This window comes from Lentibacillus populi (assembly GCA_014642895.1).
Classification (GTDB): Bacteria; Bacillota; Bacilli; order Bacillales; family Amphibacillaceae; genus Lentibacillus_C; species Lentibacillus_C populi.
The window spans coordinates 1-16,951 of sequence record BMJD01000005.1; the positions used below are offsets into that span (position 1 = coordinate 1).

Annotated in this window: 13 protein-coding genes; all 13 read right to left on the minus strand. The window is 38.8% G+C overall.

The window, feature by feature from the left end:
* Window positions 1–525: 525 nt before the first annotated feature.
* Entirely contained in the window at window positions 526–1,116 is a 591-nt protein-coding gene (locus IEX12_RS05095) for a hypothetical protein (protein ID WP_155555231.1), read from the minus strand.
* A 130-nt stretch (window positions 1,117–1,246) separates the two neighbouring features.
* Window positions 1,247–1,375 (minus strand): hypothetical protein, encoded by a 129-nt coding sequence (locus tag IEX12_RS23315; protein ID WP_286170938.1) that lies wholly within the window; start codon window positions 1,373–1,375, stop codon window positions 1,247–1,249.
* Between the two features lie 1,002 nt (window positions 1,376–2,377).
* Window positions 2,378–2,674, minus strand: coding sequence for a DUF4176 domain-containing protein (locus tag IEX12_RS05100; protein WP_102414432.1), 297 nt, complete (start codon window positions 2,672–2,674; stop codon window positions 2,378–2,380).
* Entirely contained in the window at window positions 2,674–3,399 is a 726-nt protein-coding gene (locus IEX12_RS05105) for a hypothetical protein (protein ID WP_088052176.1), read from the minus strand. Before IEX12_RS05105 ends, IEX12_RS05100 begins: the two co-directional genes overlap by 1 nt.
* A 41-nt stretch (window positions 3,400–3,440) precedes the next feature.
* Window positions 3,441–5,012, minus strand: a complete 1,572-nt coding sequence (locus IEX12_RS05110; RefSeq protein WP_102414431.1) for a T7SS effector LXG polymorphic toxin — start codon at window positions 5,010–5,012, stop codon at window positions 3,441–3,443.
* Window positions 5,013–5,024: 12 nt separating this feature from the next.
* Complete coding sequence (locus IEX12_RS05115) at window positions 5,025–5,318, minus strand: TIGR04197 family type VII secretion effector (protein ID WP_188724755.1); 294 nt, start codon at window positions 5,316–5,318, stop codon at window positions 5,025–5,027.
* 5 nt (window positions 5,319–5,323) lie between these two features.
* On the minus strand, window positions 5,324–5,743 hold the full coding sequence (locus IEX12_RS05120; RefSeq protein ID WP_102414429.1) for a YwqH-like family protein: 420 nt from the start codon (window positions 5,741–5,743) through the stop codon (window positions 5,324–5,326).
* 12 nt (window positions 5,744–5,755) lie between these two features.
* A complete protein-coding gene (essC, locus tag IEX12_RS05125; protein WP_188724756.1) occupies window positions 5,756–10,204 on the minus strand; it encodes a type VII secretion protein EssC in 4,449 nt (1,482 codons plus the stop codon).
* A gap of 73 nt (window positions 10,205–10,277) precedes the next feature.
* The gene (gene essB, locus IEX12_RS05130) at window positions 10,278–11,606 is read right to left on the minus strand and encodes a type VII secretion protein EssB (RefSeq protein ID WP_188724757.1); all 1,329 of its coding nucleotides are present in this window, start codon (window positions 11,604–11,606) and stop codon (window positions 10,278–10,280) included.
* A gap of 131 nt (window positions 11,607–11,737) precedes the next feature.
* On the minus strand, window positions 11,738–11,992 hold the full coding sequence (locus IEX12_RS05135) for an EsaB/YukD family protein (RefSeq protein WP_188724758.1): 255 nt from the start codon (window positions 11,990–11,992) through the stop codon (window positions 11,738–11,740).
* A gap of 11 nt (window positions 11,993–12,003) precedes the next feature.
* On the minus strand, window positions 12,004–12,501 hold the full coding sequence (gene essA, locus IEX12_RS05140; RefSeq protein ID WP_088052164.1) for a type VII secretion protein EssA: 498 nt from the start codon (window positions 12,499–12,501) through the stop codon (window positions 12,004–12,006).
* A complete protein-coding gene (gene esaA, locus IEX12_RS05145; RefSeq protein WP_188724759.1) occupies window positions 12,476–15,979 on the minus strand; it encodes a type VII secretion protein EsaA in 3,504 nt (1,167 codons plus the stop codon). Before esaA ends, essA begins: the two co-directional genes overlap by 26 nt.
* Before the next feature lie 185 nt (window positions 15,980–16,164).
* Window positions 16,165–16,461: a WXG100 family type VII secretion target gene (locus IEX12_RS05150; protein WP_088052162.1), complete on the minus strand. Its 297-nt coding sequence runs from the start codon at window positions 16,459–16,461 to the stop codon at window positions 16,165–16,167.
* Between the last annotated feature and the right edge of the window lie 490 nt (window positions 16,462–16,951).

Consider the following 16,951-nt stretch of genomic DNA (forward strand, 5'->3'; position numbering starts at 1 on the left):
AAGAAGGCAGACATAAAGGAAATACGGGTTTAATCCCCCTTCCATTTTTCTTCCTTTTGTCCACGCCTTGAAACCAGCCAATCCTGGAATGGAATCAAGGGCGAAGCGTAGCGAGGGCAAAGCCTTTACCCTTGATGGAATGGAAGCATTGGCTATAATCTCAGGCGGACAAAAGAAGAAGATAAACTGGAGAAAATAACGTAATTTTAAGGAAAAGCTAGTTTAAGAGTGTTATTGTCCAAAATTCGGGGGTTAATCCGTTGAAACATTGATAACTGTGGACAAGATTGCTATGATTATGTATTTCTTTAGGCTCAAACATTTCACCCCTTAGCCCGACGTATACGCATCAACACTCTAATTGGTCAAACGCATAACCAGAAATTTTTGCTACTTCCTTATTTATTGTAGCTTATTTGCAATATCACCTGCCGTATCTTTGAAACTATTCTATTCTCTATCTACTTGCTTACCTACCCAAGCTCCTGGCTAGTTTATGTCTTTCATTTTTTAATGAAAGCGGCTTTACTGTGCCATTTTATTATGTACTTCGGTTGCTACTTTCTCCAAAAAACTGTTTTGATAGTTTAGGCGAAGTCGCTGGATAGGGAGCGATCGAATTATCCCGCCAATAACAAACGAAAGTAAGCTTATAATAATTAATAAGTCAATTGCAGGCACTGCAAGGTAAAACTTCAGGAGAAAAAGGTAGATAATGATAATAACCATCAATACGATTATGAGCAAACGTGCATTTTGGCGGCCTGTTTTGGCGTAACCTATAAATTCATCCTTTGTCAAATAGGTATTTTTTAAATTCATATTTTCCATCGCTTTTTTATACAAATGGTGATATCCATACCAGAAGAATCCCCCGCCAATAACAAGTAAGATAAGGACACTTGGGAGAAAGTTCATATGTATGTTAAAGTCACCTATCCCTTTTAGAATCCAATAACCCCCTAAAAAATAGAACCAGTACTGCGAGCTCTGGAAAAAACGATAATTATCATCATATACCCGATATATCCCCATTGTGTTCATGTCAATAAATAACGTATACCCCATTCTGTTACGATAGGCTTCCCTATAGAAGGGAATCAATTTCTTTTCCATGATAGTTCCTCTCCTGACGTGTTCGTAGTAAAGTGTCCCATAGCAAAGATTGATAGGGAACATTAACTAGTCTCTAAACGCAGCTACTGTACGATTCCTTTGTCTTCAACCCCGGAAATCTCTGAAGCATCTAAAGCTTTAGTGAATAGACTTCCTCCGCTGTCATATCACTATCTTCTTTGTTTGAACCACCTGTTGACTCGGCTACATCATTACATGCAGCAAGTACGACTACAGTGAAACTAGCTAATAGCGCCAATAACCATCTTTTCAGTTTAATCCACCTTTCCGAAACCTTCCATACTTATAATATATTTTTCTTTACTACAAGGAAAAATAAAATTAGCATAAATACGATTGATGCAATATTCATCGCCACCGATGACCATTTATCGTTTTTGACTACATAGTTCACAAAAATTAAAAAGGATAAGTAACATAACACAATAATAGTAAGACTCCATAATCCGAAAAGAAAATACACACCAAACACAGCCAAGCTTGCCACCACTATGATAGAAGCCCATAACTGAGGTAAAAGCTTAAATAAGAAATAGGCTATAAGAATAAAGATAGCAGGTACTAGAATATAAGAGCGTTTTAATTCCTCCATATATTCCTATCGTAGCAAATACAAATTAAACCTGCTATCGTACCATATAACGGCACCTTTCCCTTCATATAAAACCCACCTTTCATACACGTCAAACCCAACCTATATATGTTTCCGTCTAATAGAAGTTAAGTTTGCCTTCCTGTTAGAACGGTTCATTTACAGTAATCTTCTTCAATTTATCTTTAACTTAGAATTAAAAAAGTTCCCAAAAAGACGGAAAACCCCCGACAAATAATGTAATTTTACAAAACAGAATTCGGCTTATGAGTTTATATTTTACTGTTAGCTTCTTCAATTTGATGCATTACTTTTCCACTTCTGTTTCATCGCCTCACCGGTGAACGAGGATAAACCTTCATCCAGCACTATCAGTTTCTTTATCGCCTTTTCTTCCACTGTCTACATCCGAAAAAGAGGGGGTAGCGGAAGAAATATCGGATACTTCCTCAATTGTATCATGGATGATTTTGTCCTGTTTTCCAAATCCCAAAATACTTCATTAATGTCTTCTTTAACATCCTTTAAATAGATGCTTATAAAAAAAAGAAGTTAAAGTCACCCAACACATGATAGGCCCACTTAACTCCTTTATATTCTCCGAGGATTTTGCCTCCCCTTTTTACTCATATTCATTTTCTAAAGTCTTTAAACCTGTCTTAAAGTTTTTTGGAACTCCTCTTCTTCTTCATCTTCATAGCCCCGAAATATAATGTCGATAATGTCAGAATGATTAAATGCATAAGTGTACTCTTGACTAATATAACCTTCCGGGTATGGAACACCAATATAGTCATACATCGTTTGTTCTGTTATTTCCTCTTCCTGTGTCTGAATATCCTCTCCCCCTTCACCTGTAACTATTTGTTTTCTTCCATAAATCACTAAACGTTTATTTCCGCCTTTTAACAAGACTATAGTTCCGTTCGGTAATAGTGTCTCCATTATTTTATCTCAACTCCTTGTTTAATAAGTTTTTCCTTTTTTTTGTTGGAATATGGATGATAGTTTACATAGTCCATATTCGCTTTCATAAAAAAGTAACGATGTAAAAACTTTGCTGCAGCATACACAAGAAAAATGGCGAAAAAGTATATAACGATTAATGCAATAACAAATTTTAAAACAATCGTTTCTTGCACACTTTGTCCTAGCATATACCCTATTGCTGGGGCGATAGCTAATGCCCCCATATATTTTGATTTGTTTCCACGTTTCTTTTCCTTCGTTGGGTCACCGGAGTATTTATCAATTTGGTATTTTACAAAAATATACGTCAACAGGATGGACGTCAAATTGATAACGATATAGTAAAACACAGAGGTAATATGAAGCGTATAATACGACATCCCCTGTACCATAACAAATAAGGAAATTGCCCCGAATGAACCCCATATTCCCATAAATAAAACCATCTCAAACTGTGTAGAATAAGGATTTTTTATGAGAAGTCTGGTCCCCCATAAATGAAGGATAAGAATAAAAGGTGAGACAATCCATAAATATTCAAGTTCAAATATACTTAATAAACCCATAAGTAAAGGCACATCGTATATAACAAGAATCATTACTATTACGGATGATCTAACGTCCTCTACGGGAATAAATTCTAATTGTTCATTAACATGCTGAGCTAAATCCTGATGTCTCATTTTGGGGTTTATTTTCATATTTCCACCTCTCTTTATAATAACATATTCATATATAAAACTTATTTAAACCAACCTGCAATTGTTTTCACACCACTTTTAATACCATTAGCAACACCTTGGACACCATCCTTTACATGATCAGTGACGCTTTTTCCACCAATTTCGATCCCTGCTACGAAGGAAATTCCGTAAGACACCCCAACTCCTATAGCTGCACCTGCTAATACTGGTGCGCCCATAGTGCCTACCGCAAATGCTGCAGCAGCTCCGGCTGTGGCTAATGACACAGCTCCAATGCCGACATCAACACCTGCATCTCCAACTATTCTCTGGACAGATTCACCATCTTCTATATTGTCTTTTGCATTCAATCCTACATCAATTGCAACACCCAACCAACCAGCCTTTGTTTTTAATCCACTTATAGCCCCTGCCTTAGCATTTACTTTATCCGCAATAGGTATTTTATCGCCAGACTTTCCTCTGTTCACTTGTTGTTTCACATACTCTTTATCATATATTTTGGTGTTCCGATTCTTAGATTTATTTATTCCCGCAACTTCTGGGTTATGCACCCTGTAACGGATCATTTTTTTCCCTTTTGTCTTATATTTTTCAATTTCAAATCCTTTTTTGTGTAAGTCATACGCTTTTGCAAGAGTTGCAACTGTTATTCCATGTTTTGTCATTTTACCAGAAGTATCTACAACATCATCCGTGTTATCATTGTCATTTTCATTTAAATAATCAATAAGTTCTGGTGAAACTTCGATGTCTTCCTTACCTTCGCTAACATCTTTGTCAAATTTTTTAAGTCCACTCAAAATATTTAAATACGTTTCCTTATCTATCTTACCCTCTTCAAAATCATTAAATGCCGCATTTAGTATATCATCCGCACCATCATTTAAATTTTTTAATTCTGCATCCTTAGTCTTCCTTCCCTTTTCAATTTCTGCATTTCTTTCTGCTTTCTTATCCTCATTATAATCCTGTAACTTCGCTAACTCACTACCTTGAGAAGCACCTTCAAAATCCGCAAACCGCGCTTTCCCTTCACTCGTTTTGGCATTGCTCATCACTGTTTCAATTTGGTGCATGATCGCTTTCACATCTGTTTCATCACCTACACCGTTGAACGCGGCTAAATCTTCATCCAACTCTATCATTTTCTTGATCGCCTTTTTCTTCCACTCATCTACATCCGAAAAAGACGGGGGAGTGGAGGAAGAAATATCGGACACTTCTTGAATTGTATCATGGATGATTTCGTCCTGTTTTTTCAAATCCTCAAACACTTCATTAATGTCTTCTTTGACCTCTTGCAAATAGTTGCTTTTAATGATGGCAGAATCGCTGTAATCCACGTCGGATGCGAATGTCTTGATATGTTGCCGCAAATTTCCCTCAAGGTCAGCAAACAATCCCCGGAATGATTCCAATATTGTTAAATGCAATTCACCAAAATATTGTTTCGCCTCCTTTGCTGCTTTTCCGGAAAAAGAACGCATGCCATTAATCATTTCGATATTTTCTCTTACCTTGTCTAACTGGGATCGAAAATCGGCGGAAGCTTTTTGCAAGTCATTCGAAAAATCGGTTACCTCCGATATATCCACTTTATTTGCCATTCGTTACCCTCCTTATGCGCGCATCATTTGTGGTCCACTTACTTTAGCCAGTTGCTCATCGTTTTCTGCCATTTCTTTCCCAACATTATCCAGCGCATCAATGTCGGAATCCAACATCTGCTTATACCTTTCTAGCAACTTGATGGCATCAATCGTTGTTTCCAGATCATCCATAAATGGTTTGAGATTCGTTTTTTCAAATTCTCGGCTTATCTTGATGCTGCTCTTAATGCTGGAACAAGCTGACCGCAGTTTGGAAATATTTGAGTTAAATTCACTTATTTTTATACCTACTTCTTCGGCCATCTCCATTACTCCTCCTTCGCTGCTTTAATATCGGATTCCAAACCATCCAGGATACGTTGCAAATTTTCTAATCCAGTCTCGGCATGAGCCTTTTCTTGTCTTGCCGCCTCAAGATCTTCATCAATTTGTTGTTTTGCTTTTCTCGTATCAGAGTCATACACGCCTACATAGATGCCATAAGAGTTATATTTTGTTTCAAACTGTTTCTCCTCTTCCCCCTCCCATTTTGCCTTGTTTACTTCAAAATCATCAATGTTCGACTTGATGTTTCTCAAACTCTGAATGCTGGTCTGCATAGAACTCGATGCCTCCTGCAGGCGTTTAACTTTGTCTTGTGCAGCCGAAATCATGTTCCTTGAATTTTCCATTCCTGCCTTGACCGTTTCCTTTTGCTTTTGCAAACTACTGAGTGAATCACTAACCATCTGCGCCCCTCCTTACTCCGGAATTTTTATTTTCACATGTTCATGATCCATGGCGAAATAACATTCATATGGATTAGGATATTTTTCTTTTCGGATAAACGGCTGGTTAAAGATATCCTGATCCCCAAGCCGCATCATTAGTAGACCAATTGTTGACTGCCTGCGGACGTATTTGGACGCCGGTTCATAACTGTTGCCAATAAAGCCGTAATCCCCGCATATAATAAAGTGAATACCAACAGATGGTCCTTCTTCCAATAGTAATGGCAACTCCTCATCACCTAACTTACTTCGGGATGCAAAGTCTTTCAAATCTTTAATCATGACAAGCCAATTTGTTTGGTCTGCCTCTCCTTGCAATCGATTATTGATTTCAGTTGTCAGGTTCCCTTTTACTGCAGTAACACTCTCCGCTTCTGAAAAGTATGCATTTAATTGGTTCCCTATGTCTGCAAGCGGCTGATCATTTGTATCGATTAATATCGTATAATAGGCATCGTTCAGCATCGTCATATTTTTAGCCAGGGCATGGGTCATTTTATCAAGCCCATCTTTCCTGTCACTCACTACCGTTAGATACCCATATTTCGTCGGATCAAATGCTACTGGCATAACTTCTTCAAAGTCAAGTCCAAGCGGAAGCATTTGTTTTTGCGCCATTTCCCGAGCCCTTTTGTTTTTCCTAAACTGCTCAAAATCAATAGCTCCTTCAGGCATCATCGGAATAGCTTCTGGCCGCTCCCCATCCCAATACTCATCCATCCGTCTCGCCGTCTCCTGAATCGCATCAATAATGGCCAATGCTTCCTTCCCTTCTGCTGGCAACATCGCCTGAAACAAAGCAGGATCTTCTAGCTTAATTAACCCACGACCGGCAATCTCCTCAATCTCCAGATCCGTTCTTCCTACAATTGCCCGTGCCTCTGTCTGATCAATCAGGTAAAGGGCGACTTGAAGTTTAATATTGGATAACAATGGCATTCTCATTGCACCTTGTCGTCCAGCACTGATGGCTAGATGGATACCAATACTTGCACCTTCTCGGGCGATTTGGGTGATTAATCGGTCAAATTCGTCGCCGAAGTCTGCATCACGAACGGAATCATAGTTATCGATGACGACAAAGATATTTGGTACCGTTTCGCCACTGGCTTGCTCATACATTTCCATGTTGGCGACACCGTACTGACTTAGTTTCTGCTTACGTTCTTTTATGTTCGTTGTTAATAAACGAATTAATTTCTCCATCTTTTCTACTTCATCAAGCAAAATGGTATCCGCCACATGCGGGAGATTTTTCAGCGGTAACAATCCATTTGTACCAAAATCCAACAAGTAAACATTCAAGTGTTCCGGGTTATGCTGTCTCGCTAAATCCATCACCAATGTCTGCAAAAATGTTGACTTGCCGTATCCAGGGCTTGAGAAAACCGCGATGTGTCCGTCTTTTGCCAACTCAAGCGTAAGCGGCTCTTGCGCCTGCAATTCCGGCTGATCCAACAGGCCAATAGTAGTCTTTAACGGTTTCTTCGGTTCTTGCCATGCTTCCTCGAAATCAACCGGATGCAGATCTTTCGCGAATATCCGCTCAGGCAATGGTGGCAGCCATGGCCTTGGCAGTGGCTCGATCTGTTGTGACTCCGTATAATCATGAATATAATCAATCACCGCATCAAGCTCTGTTGGGACTTTTTCGATTTGTTCTTTCTTGTCTAATCCACTTAAATCCTCGGTTAAAATGTCGTACTGTCCTAAATCATTGATCGCATAAATCGTCGTATCAACCAATTCCTGGTCGTCCTTATCCGGCACATAATCTGCGCCGCTCCAGGCACTTTGAAACAATTCATATATTTCATTATTGCCGACCTGCAAATAGGCACGACCTGGTAGTGTGATCTCTGCCGCATCAGGCGTTTTTAGGATTTCGTTTGAATCACTCGTATTCTGCACTTTAAGGGCAAGCTTGAATTTCGAGTTAGACCAAATTTGATCATCGACGACACCACTCGGCTTTTGCGTGGCCAAAATCAGGTGAATACCTAACGAACGACCAATCCGGGCGGTGGAAACAAGCTCCTTCATGAAGTCTGGCTGTTCCGATTTTAGTTCGGCAAATTCATCCGAAATCAGGAATAGATGTGGCATCGCTTCACTTGCTTCCCCTTGTTTATAAAGCTTTTGGTATTGATTAATATGGTTCACATCATATTCGCCAAAGAGTCGCTGGCGTTTTTGCAGCTCTGCCTTAATGGAGGCAAGTGCCCTCATTGATTGCGCACGGTCCAGGTTTGTGATGGTTCCGACTAAATGTGGCAGATTTTTGAATAAATTTGCCATCCCGCCGCCTTTATAGTCAATCAGTAAAAAGGCAACTTCGTAAGGGTGGAAATTTACTGCCAGGGATAGAATATAGGACTGAATAATTTCTGATTTACCGGAACCAGTTGTACCGGCGACCAAACCATGCGGACCATGTGCTTTTTCGTGTAAATTTAACTGAACAATATCTTCCTTGCCACGCAATCCCAGCGGAACGGCCAGGCTTTTATATGTCTGATTCCGTTCCCAGCGTCCTGAAATGCTCAGCTGCTCCACTTTCTCCACACCGTACATTTCGAGAAAAGTAACACTCTCCGGAAGCGAATTCTTCAAGTTTTGCAAGTGGTTAAGCGGCGCGAGTGCCCTTGAAACATCTTCCTTGTTAAAACCCGCCGGAAAATGGTCTGGGGTAAAGTATCTGTTGACCAGTTCCCCCTCTTCAAGTAAAATGTTCCCGCTTTTTGCATCCCGGATATCAATTACCGTTTTGACATGCTCCGGAAGCGACTGCAACACGTCTTCCACGAAAACTAGTGAAACCCCTAGTTCACTTGGATCCTCATTAAAAAATTCCATGATAGTATGATCCAGAATCAGCTTCTCATCTGTAATGAGCACGACATAATGGGGTGAAAAATAGAGTTTTTCATTCTTATTGGCTTTTTCATCCAAAGCAAGTTTTCGCTCTTTTAACACCTGATACATCGAATGCAAAACCTGATCCCTTGACCGTTCATGATAGACAAACCCGCGAACGTTCAGATCCTGCAGGCTTGCATGTGGAAGCCAGCGCATCCAGTTCCAATCTGCTTTCTCTTCTTCCGGGAAAATCGTAATAAATTGGACGTCATAATAACTATGAAATAAAGCTGTTTGCATGACCAATAACTGCAGCTGCTCCAAAACAAGTTCCCGCTGACCAATGTAGCCAACCGGACCATTCATTAGCGACGTTACAACAGGTACATCCGTTATTCCTTGATATTGGGAAAGAAGTGCACGCGCTGCATCGACGAGCTCATCTTTTTCCTGTGTAAACTCTTCCTCATTAAATTCGATATCAAAACTTGAATCCACTTTTCCTAAACCTGTGCGGAATTGCAAAAAGTCATGATGAAACATCGTTTTCTCGTACGTACGGGCATCTACATGTATCGCCATATCCCGAATTTGTTCCACATCGGGAAAATGATATTCCAAGGCATGGCGCTGCTCTTCACTGGCAAGGTACAATTCCTTCGTCTTTCGTTGTAAATATTCTCTATACGTTTTGTCACGCCTTTTCATATCAGCTTTATATTTTTTAACATTTTTTATATAAGTAGTGATCGAAAAGATGATTGTCGTAACTGTCATAGCAAGCATGACGATAATATATATCCCTCTAGGCTGTACAAGTGTGATAAGAACGAGTGCTGCAATCATGACCAGTGGTGGTACAATTGTTCGAGCCAGCTGTTCACTTGGTTTAGATGGTTTATTGGATGGCTTGGCGATCGTTCGTTTATCTTCCGGTTCCCTGTAAATGATTCTCGGTGAGCGATGATAGTCAGGATATTCGTCACTGTAATGACTATCTGTTTCCACAAGCGGGACTAATTTCGATGATAAGCGCTTCGCTGTTATCACTTGTATGCTTTCATCGTTAATAAGAACGGTAACACCATCAAAAAAGAGTTCATCGCCTGGTTCGAGACACACATTTCCGGTTGTTCGGTAATAATTATGGTAGATATCCCCTTTATGGATTTCCAGTTTAAACAGTGATTGTGCATGCTCCCGGATTAACGTGAAATCTACGTTTACCCCTTCTATCTGAACGTCATCATATTCGTTGCCACCGAACGTCACACTATGCTTACCCGTTGTATCATATATATGTCGTTCCTTTACATCTGTTAGATAAAAATGTAATGGATCTGCTTGATTAATTGTTAAGCTCTCGTTGATATGTAGTACATTACTTTCAATATTGCACGCCTTCCCATCCCATGTTACAGAAAGGGAATGGTCAAGTGCCAAAAACGTTACGGTTCGAGACCAATCATTTCCGATTGTTATCTCTTTAGCGTCATTTTCGGGTAAATGGCATTTATGCAATTGATCACCATAACTTATCACTAATGTCTTCTGTGCCATCCTTTTTCTTCCTCTCTAAACCAATCCATCTTGTAAGTTGAACTGCCTGCCGTCCAACTTTGCCATTCGCTTGTTAATCCTTTTTCTTTTTTTCATCATCTTTTTTGTCTTTCTGTTGTTGCGTATTTTCCTTATCAGAGTTTGTTTGATCGGGATTTTCTTCCGTATTCCCTTCTTCAAGATTTTCCTCTTGCATATCCTGTGCTTCATTTGTTGGATCATTGCTTGTTGCTTCTTCTTCAGGGAGCAGATCATATTCTTCTTGATATTTGTGCAGTTCGTCCTGCAGTTTGCTTACTTTTTCATCACGTTCGGTACCAGTTAAATCCGGATTATTTTTTGCCTGCTCGATTTTTTTGATCAGACCATACATAATCAGCTGGGGATCATCAATATATTTTGCCTTTTCAACCGACTCATCGAAGTCACCGCGGCCATTATAAATCCAATACAACAAATAATTTTTATCACTTTTCAAGCTTACATTTTTCATAATGACTTCTTTTTCTTGTTCGGATAAATCTTCCACACTTATATAGGAATAAGCGAGGATATATTTAGTTGCATCGGGTAACTTTTCCGCATCCGTATCCTCTAGTGTATGAATGACCTCTCCATAATCTGATGCAAGGTATTCATCATGGGCTGCCAATAGTTCCTCCTGGTATGGCACTTTTACAAACCCGTAATAAACAAGTGGTGCGGCCAATAAAACAGAGACGGCTATCATGATAATCGCCAATTGTTTAAACAGACGAAAACGTTTAATCGGAACAATTTGCATATTCTTTTCTGTTTTCTTTTGCTCAGCCCGGTAGCTTTCTTCTAAAAATGCAATTAAATGCGTCAGGTCATTTATTTCGTTGACTCGGCGTTCAAATTCAGTATCCTTCGCATTTTGCAATGAACCGTAATACAGTTCATCAAAGGTATATTTTTTTGACAAAAGAGCAATAGCTAAACATTTTAGCTGTTTAAGAAAACCCGCTTCATCCACATCAAAAGGTGGAACCAAACCACGGATTCCACGATATACGGCTAATGGCAGCAAATTATCATCAAACACCAGATTATCCGGATGAAGAAAGAACGTCACCCTTGTCGACAACCCCTTTTCGAACCGGGATACGTTGCATAAAAGCCGTAATTTCTCATTTCGATTAAGTTTTAGCACGTCTTTCCACTGTTTTCTTTCCCGATCAACAAAAAAGGAAAAGGTAAACAAATCTGCTTCATCACTTACTTTTACCGGCACAAAAAATTCAGGTGCCTCAATCATCACACCCATTTGCCGGACATCTTTTATGCGTGTCTGTGATTTAGGCAGTTTTAATTGCCAGATATCATCCTCAATCGTAAACTGAAGTGAGAGTTTATCAAACTGAATCGTTTTTTCCTTCATATCCTTTGACTCCTCCATATTGAACAACCATATAAACATACCGCATTCTGGAATAAAGTTAACCTTCATTTAGCGGAAAACTTATATTCCGTCTGCGGTCCAATAAACCTGTCAGCTCGGAAAATTCCTTTCTACAAAACTGTTAAAATATCACCATCTGTCACTGGATAATCCGCCAGTATGTCATCATCCGCCAGAAGTAAATCTTTTGTAATCACTTTAATAGCACAGCGTGATCCATCAGCCAAATCAAGTTTCAATGTTTCCATTACATTTAACAGTAACTGTTTGATCGATAGCTGCACCGGAATTCGCAAGTCATATAGACCTGCGTCTCCTCGGTTGCTAAAATCTATTGTCACATCAATATGGGTATCATGCAGCATTTTCTACTCTCCTAATCTGACAATTTTCGCATCATGATATAAATACCACCAAATACAACACATACTAATCCGGTTAACCCAGCTACAAGCGCATTATTTAACCATGAACTTTCTTGTTCTTCTTGAGCCTTTTCGGACGATGTTGTTGGAGCAGTATATTCGGATGTAAACAAAGCGTTTTCCAATTTTTTAATTGTTGTATTTCCCTCTGATTCCATCGTAAATAGGGATTCCCCCAGCTTCTCAATTGATTCTGTGCTTTCGACCTGTTTTTCCTCGATTACAGATGTTGTTTCCTCTTTAAACAAATCAGGGAAGGTTTTTTCCAATTCGGTTGCTGTATTCCTCCGGTTATCTCCAGATTCGTTCTGAATAATTCGATCTAGCTTCCATTCCAGTTCCCCATTTTTTTTAGGACTGTCTGCTGCTGATGCCTGAAATGGCAGCATCAGCAGCAGACAAAAGATACCCGTGGACACCAGTTTAATTAGCTTCTGCAACACGTTCATCATCCTCTTCCCCTTTTCTTGCAGTGCGGTATAGGACAAGCAAATTAGCAAGAACACCAATCAGTGCCAGACCAAGGAGAACAAACACACCTGTTCCATAGCTTGTTGCTCCCAGCGCCGTTTTGGATATCAATGTCTCAACATGTTGCAATGGTGAATACATGCGTAATGTTTCCAACCCTGCAATACCGGACCCTAGCGCTTTTGTTAAAAATAGATACAGACTTAGTACAACAAGCAGGATAAACATACCAATCATTTTCAATTGTCTTAATAAATACGTTGCTACTAACAGCATTACTACCATAACCAAGGTGATTAACCCGGTCCACTTGATCAGTTCCCCTTCGCTTATATGGAGGAAATATCCCGATAGCAGACCAATTATGATCCCCTCTGCAACACCGATACTTCCTGTAATTGTTGTTATGAGCGTGTTTTTCCCCATTAGGGATTTCTCTGATTCAAATTGGTCATCAGCTATGCGCCTTTGATTGTTTGTCGAAATCACATAGGCTGTAAACAAAGCAACAATGAAACAAACTAACACAAGAAAGTATGGTGTGAATTTATCATCACCGGCCACAATTGTTCCGTTATTCTTCGTTTGCACAGGATTGGATAGGAAATCATACAGATCTTCATTCTGCCTGTCACCAATCCGGCTATTTGCTAGAACATCAGCAAAATTATCCGCAAACTCCTGATCCTCCAGCAGGTTGTTGGTCATATTGACAGACAATTCCCCTGCTTTACTTACTAAATTAGTTCCGCTTTGCTGAATTTGACTCGCTTGCTCGTCAATATTATCAAAGGTTTGATAAACATTTTCTGCAGAATTAAGATTCGTTTGCGCTTGCTCAGCAAGTGTTTGACTCGACATTAACAGCGGCTGAAACTCACTGCCCAATGTCATAACTGCAGTATGTTCTTCCTCGTTGTTTGCCTGAATTTCTGACTGTTGTTCAAGCAGCTGTAAACTTTGTTCGCGCCATTTTGTGATGTTTTCGAGAGTTTGAGCTAGGCTGTCATTCAAAACAGCAGCTTGCTTAGTCGTTGCTGCTACTTGAGCTGCTAAGCCTTCAATCCCCTTTTCTTCATCACCATTAATATATTGATCCAATAGTTTAACATGACCATTAAAATTGTTTATTTGTTTTTCAAATTGCTGACTAACCGGCCCTAGCACTTCTTCAATAATTCTGCTTGCCAATAATCCAGAGAAATCAGCCTCATTATATAAAAAGTAAAGCGAATCCTTGTGTTCTTTAGCTATGTCTTTTAACGATGTACCATCACCTAATGTTGCATTTAAATCTGGACAATTTTCAATATTACTTGTTTTTTCGCATGATAACTCAAGCCCAAAATACATCTCATACTGCGGAATTAATTTTTGGTAAGGGTTGATCGTATTGGTTACTGCATTGATCAATTGGTCAACTGCACTATCTAAATCAGCCGGAACCATCAATTTGTGATAATAATAGTCGCTTACAATTTCTTCCGCTGGCTCATCCTCGCCGGTGTTGTCCTCTGGTGGTTGAGAATCATCAGAGTTTTTATTATCATCTCCTGGATTTATATCTTCTTCTGGATCAACCTGTTCATTTTCCCCTAATCTATCACCATCACCTGGTTCTTTCTTGTCTGTTTCAGTTTTTTGATCACTTTCTTCTACAGGAGCTTTTGAACTTTGATCAGCTTCTTCAGGCACAGAACTTGTATCTTTGTCCTTCGATGAGGAAGTGTTATCCTCACTGACCTGATCATCTTCCGTACTCATATTGGCAATCAGCGGAATATTTTCTTCTTGAAAAGAAAATAAATCAGGATTGTTCTCAATAGCTTCATCTGTTGGTCCTAACTTCCAACTCCAGGTTACTGGGTGAAATGCATTAATTGGGCTGTCAGGATTTTTGAGTTTAAGCTTTGCTTTTACTCCAATTTCACCTGTAACAAGTGCACCCAGATTAGTTGTATAAACATTATTATCAATTTCTTTTAAAGGAACTTTTTTATAGTCTTTATCCCTTGGTAACTTTATGAGTAGCCATTTCAGTTCATATTGTTCCGGAATCTCAAGTTCAAATAAGTGATTCCTGTTGTCATCATGTCGTATATCTTCGGTGTCAGTGGCTATTACTCCTTGATTATTTAAGTGTTTTTTCAACTCCCAAACCTGTTGGTCAATCGGATTGCTACCTACAGGAGGTGTTAGCTCAGGATCAATTTTTTCCCTTATATATTTATTTGTTACCGCAATTACATTTTTAAGCTCTAATGCTATATTATCCGGTAATCCTAATTTATCGATATCTTCCTCATTTAAAGATGACAGCATTTTTATTTGTTCACGAATTTTTTGTTTCGCGTTTTTGTCGTATTTGCTGAACAAATTACCTATTTTTTCTTTATCGCCTAATGCATCATTAAGCATTTTTGTTAAATCCGTTTCAACCTTATCCAAAGTTTCTTTTACATTCTCTTGTGATTTATCTACACTTTTATAGGTATCATCAAGAAACCCTTTTAAACGATTGATATAAGCATTAATAGTTTCCGTATTTTCATTTAATTCATTACCAGACTTCCCAAATTGGTAATTGATATATCTGTTAGCCGTCTGCAAATTCCGCAGCTGCTCTTCAACATCCCCACTATTCAACCCAGCATTAAATTGATTTAACTGCTCCAAAAAACTCATCGACAAAACACTATTGTTTTCCAGCAATTTCGAGGTGTCACTCATGCTAGATAAATAGTCTTGATTCATATTAGCGTCATCACTTAACTGTTTCCCAAAAGTGCCTAATGTATCTTCCAGACCACTAAAACTATCTTTGGATGTCTTGGCACTGTCTTTTACATTACTAAATTGATCCGTATAATTTGCAAGGGGGCTGTGTATCGAGTTGTTATATGTATTCGTGTATAATGCCTCTTCCTTTACAACCTCACCAATGTTATCTTGTGCCTCCTGCAAATTACCTATAACACTTGCAAAATAAACATCAATAATCCGGCGATTAAAGTCATTTAGTATGGAACTGGCGGTTTTCTCCGCCTCCGCTTGAAAATTCTTATTACCAGATGCGTTTATTTTATAATTTAGCACAACATGCTCCGGTGCTTCTGAACTTATTGATAATGCCTTTTCAGAAAAATCATTTGGAATAACAACCATCATATCGTATGTATTTCTTTCAAGGCCGCTCTCGGCAACACCGCGGCTGACAACATACCAGTCATGTTCATTGTTCTTATCCAAACTTTTTACAAAAGCATCACCAAATGACAAATCATTGTTATTAAATGTTGCCCCTTCATCTTCATTTACCAATGCAATTGCCATTGTCTGAACATCCTTGGCATTTTTACTTTTTGTAACATGGTTTAGCGATAAATAAGATGAACCCGAAGCCAGGACGACCATTAAAACCAGAAACAATATTAATTGCTTAAACCCCTTTTTCATTTGTCAACAACTCCTGCTCATTCTTTATAAAAAATAAATAATAAATTAAAATAATACCAAATTATTGAAAAATATTGCAAGGAGAGAGAAGCTTAATGAACATGAGCTACACAACAATTGTCGTGTAGCTCATAAGTAGTGAAGAATGGACACGAATTCACTTATTTCAACTCAAATAAAGTCTCTTATCTAAGACCAAAGTTTTGTGATAAAGCTTCATCTTGTTGAGCCACTGCATCAGCTGTTTTCTCAAGTTGAACCTGAATTTCATACATTAACTGAGAAAAGTTTTCGACTTTTGGAGATAATTCTCTGAACTGATCGTCGAATCGTTCGAACGCACGACCTTCCCATTCCCCTCTTAGTTCTTCTTGCAAACTGGATAAATCTCTTAAAATTTGGCTGATTTGGTCTGAACTTTGACCATAACGCTTTGCTTTAGCCTGAAGTTCTTCTGGCGTCATGCGAATTTGTCCTGCCATGTTTCTTCATCTCCCTTATAAAATAATTACTTGCAAAGATAAAAGCTTTAAATCAGTTGGGTTTAAGCATTGATAAACCCGTTCCTAATTCAATCCTAATGAACTACTTTTACACTGTCAACCATGATTTTCCTTACTGTTTCGATAATTGGTATAAAGTACCTATCATACGACTAAAAATCTGCTTTATATTTAAAATTTGATTAATATTACCTAAATTTATTGTTGGTGTTTTATAGTACTTTTTATCTATTTAATAGGTAGAAATTTTGACGCAAAGCCCCTGCAGTCTCCACCTCTGCTTAAAACGAATTAGCCTTTCAAGGAGAAGTTCAAGAAGAGCTTCTGCGGGTAGCCCATAACACGAAAAAAAGCGGTAATTATTTGCTAAAGGGCGGGCTGATTCTGCTGTAGTCGATTGTCGTTGGGTTCTAGCAAAAAATCCTTCAATTCGAATACATAAGCTGTAGCTTAGAGAGGATGTTCATAA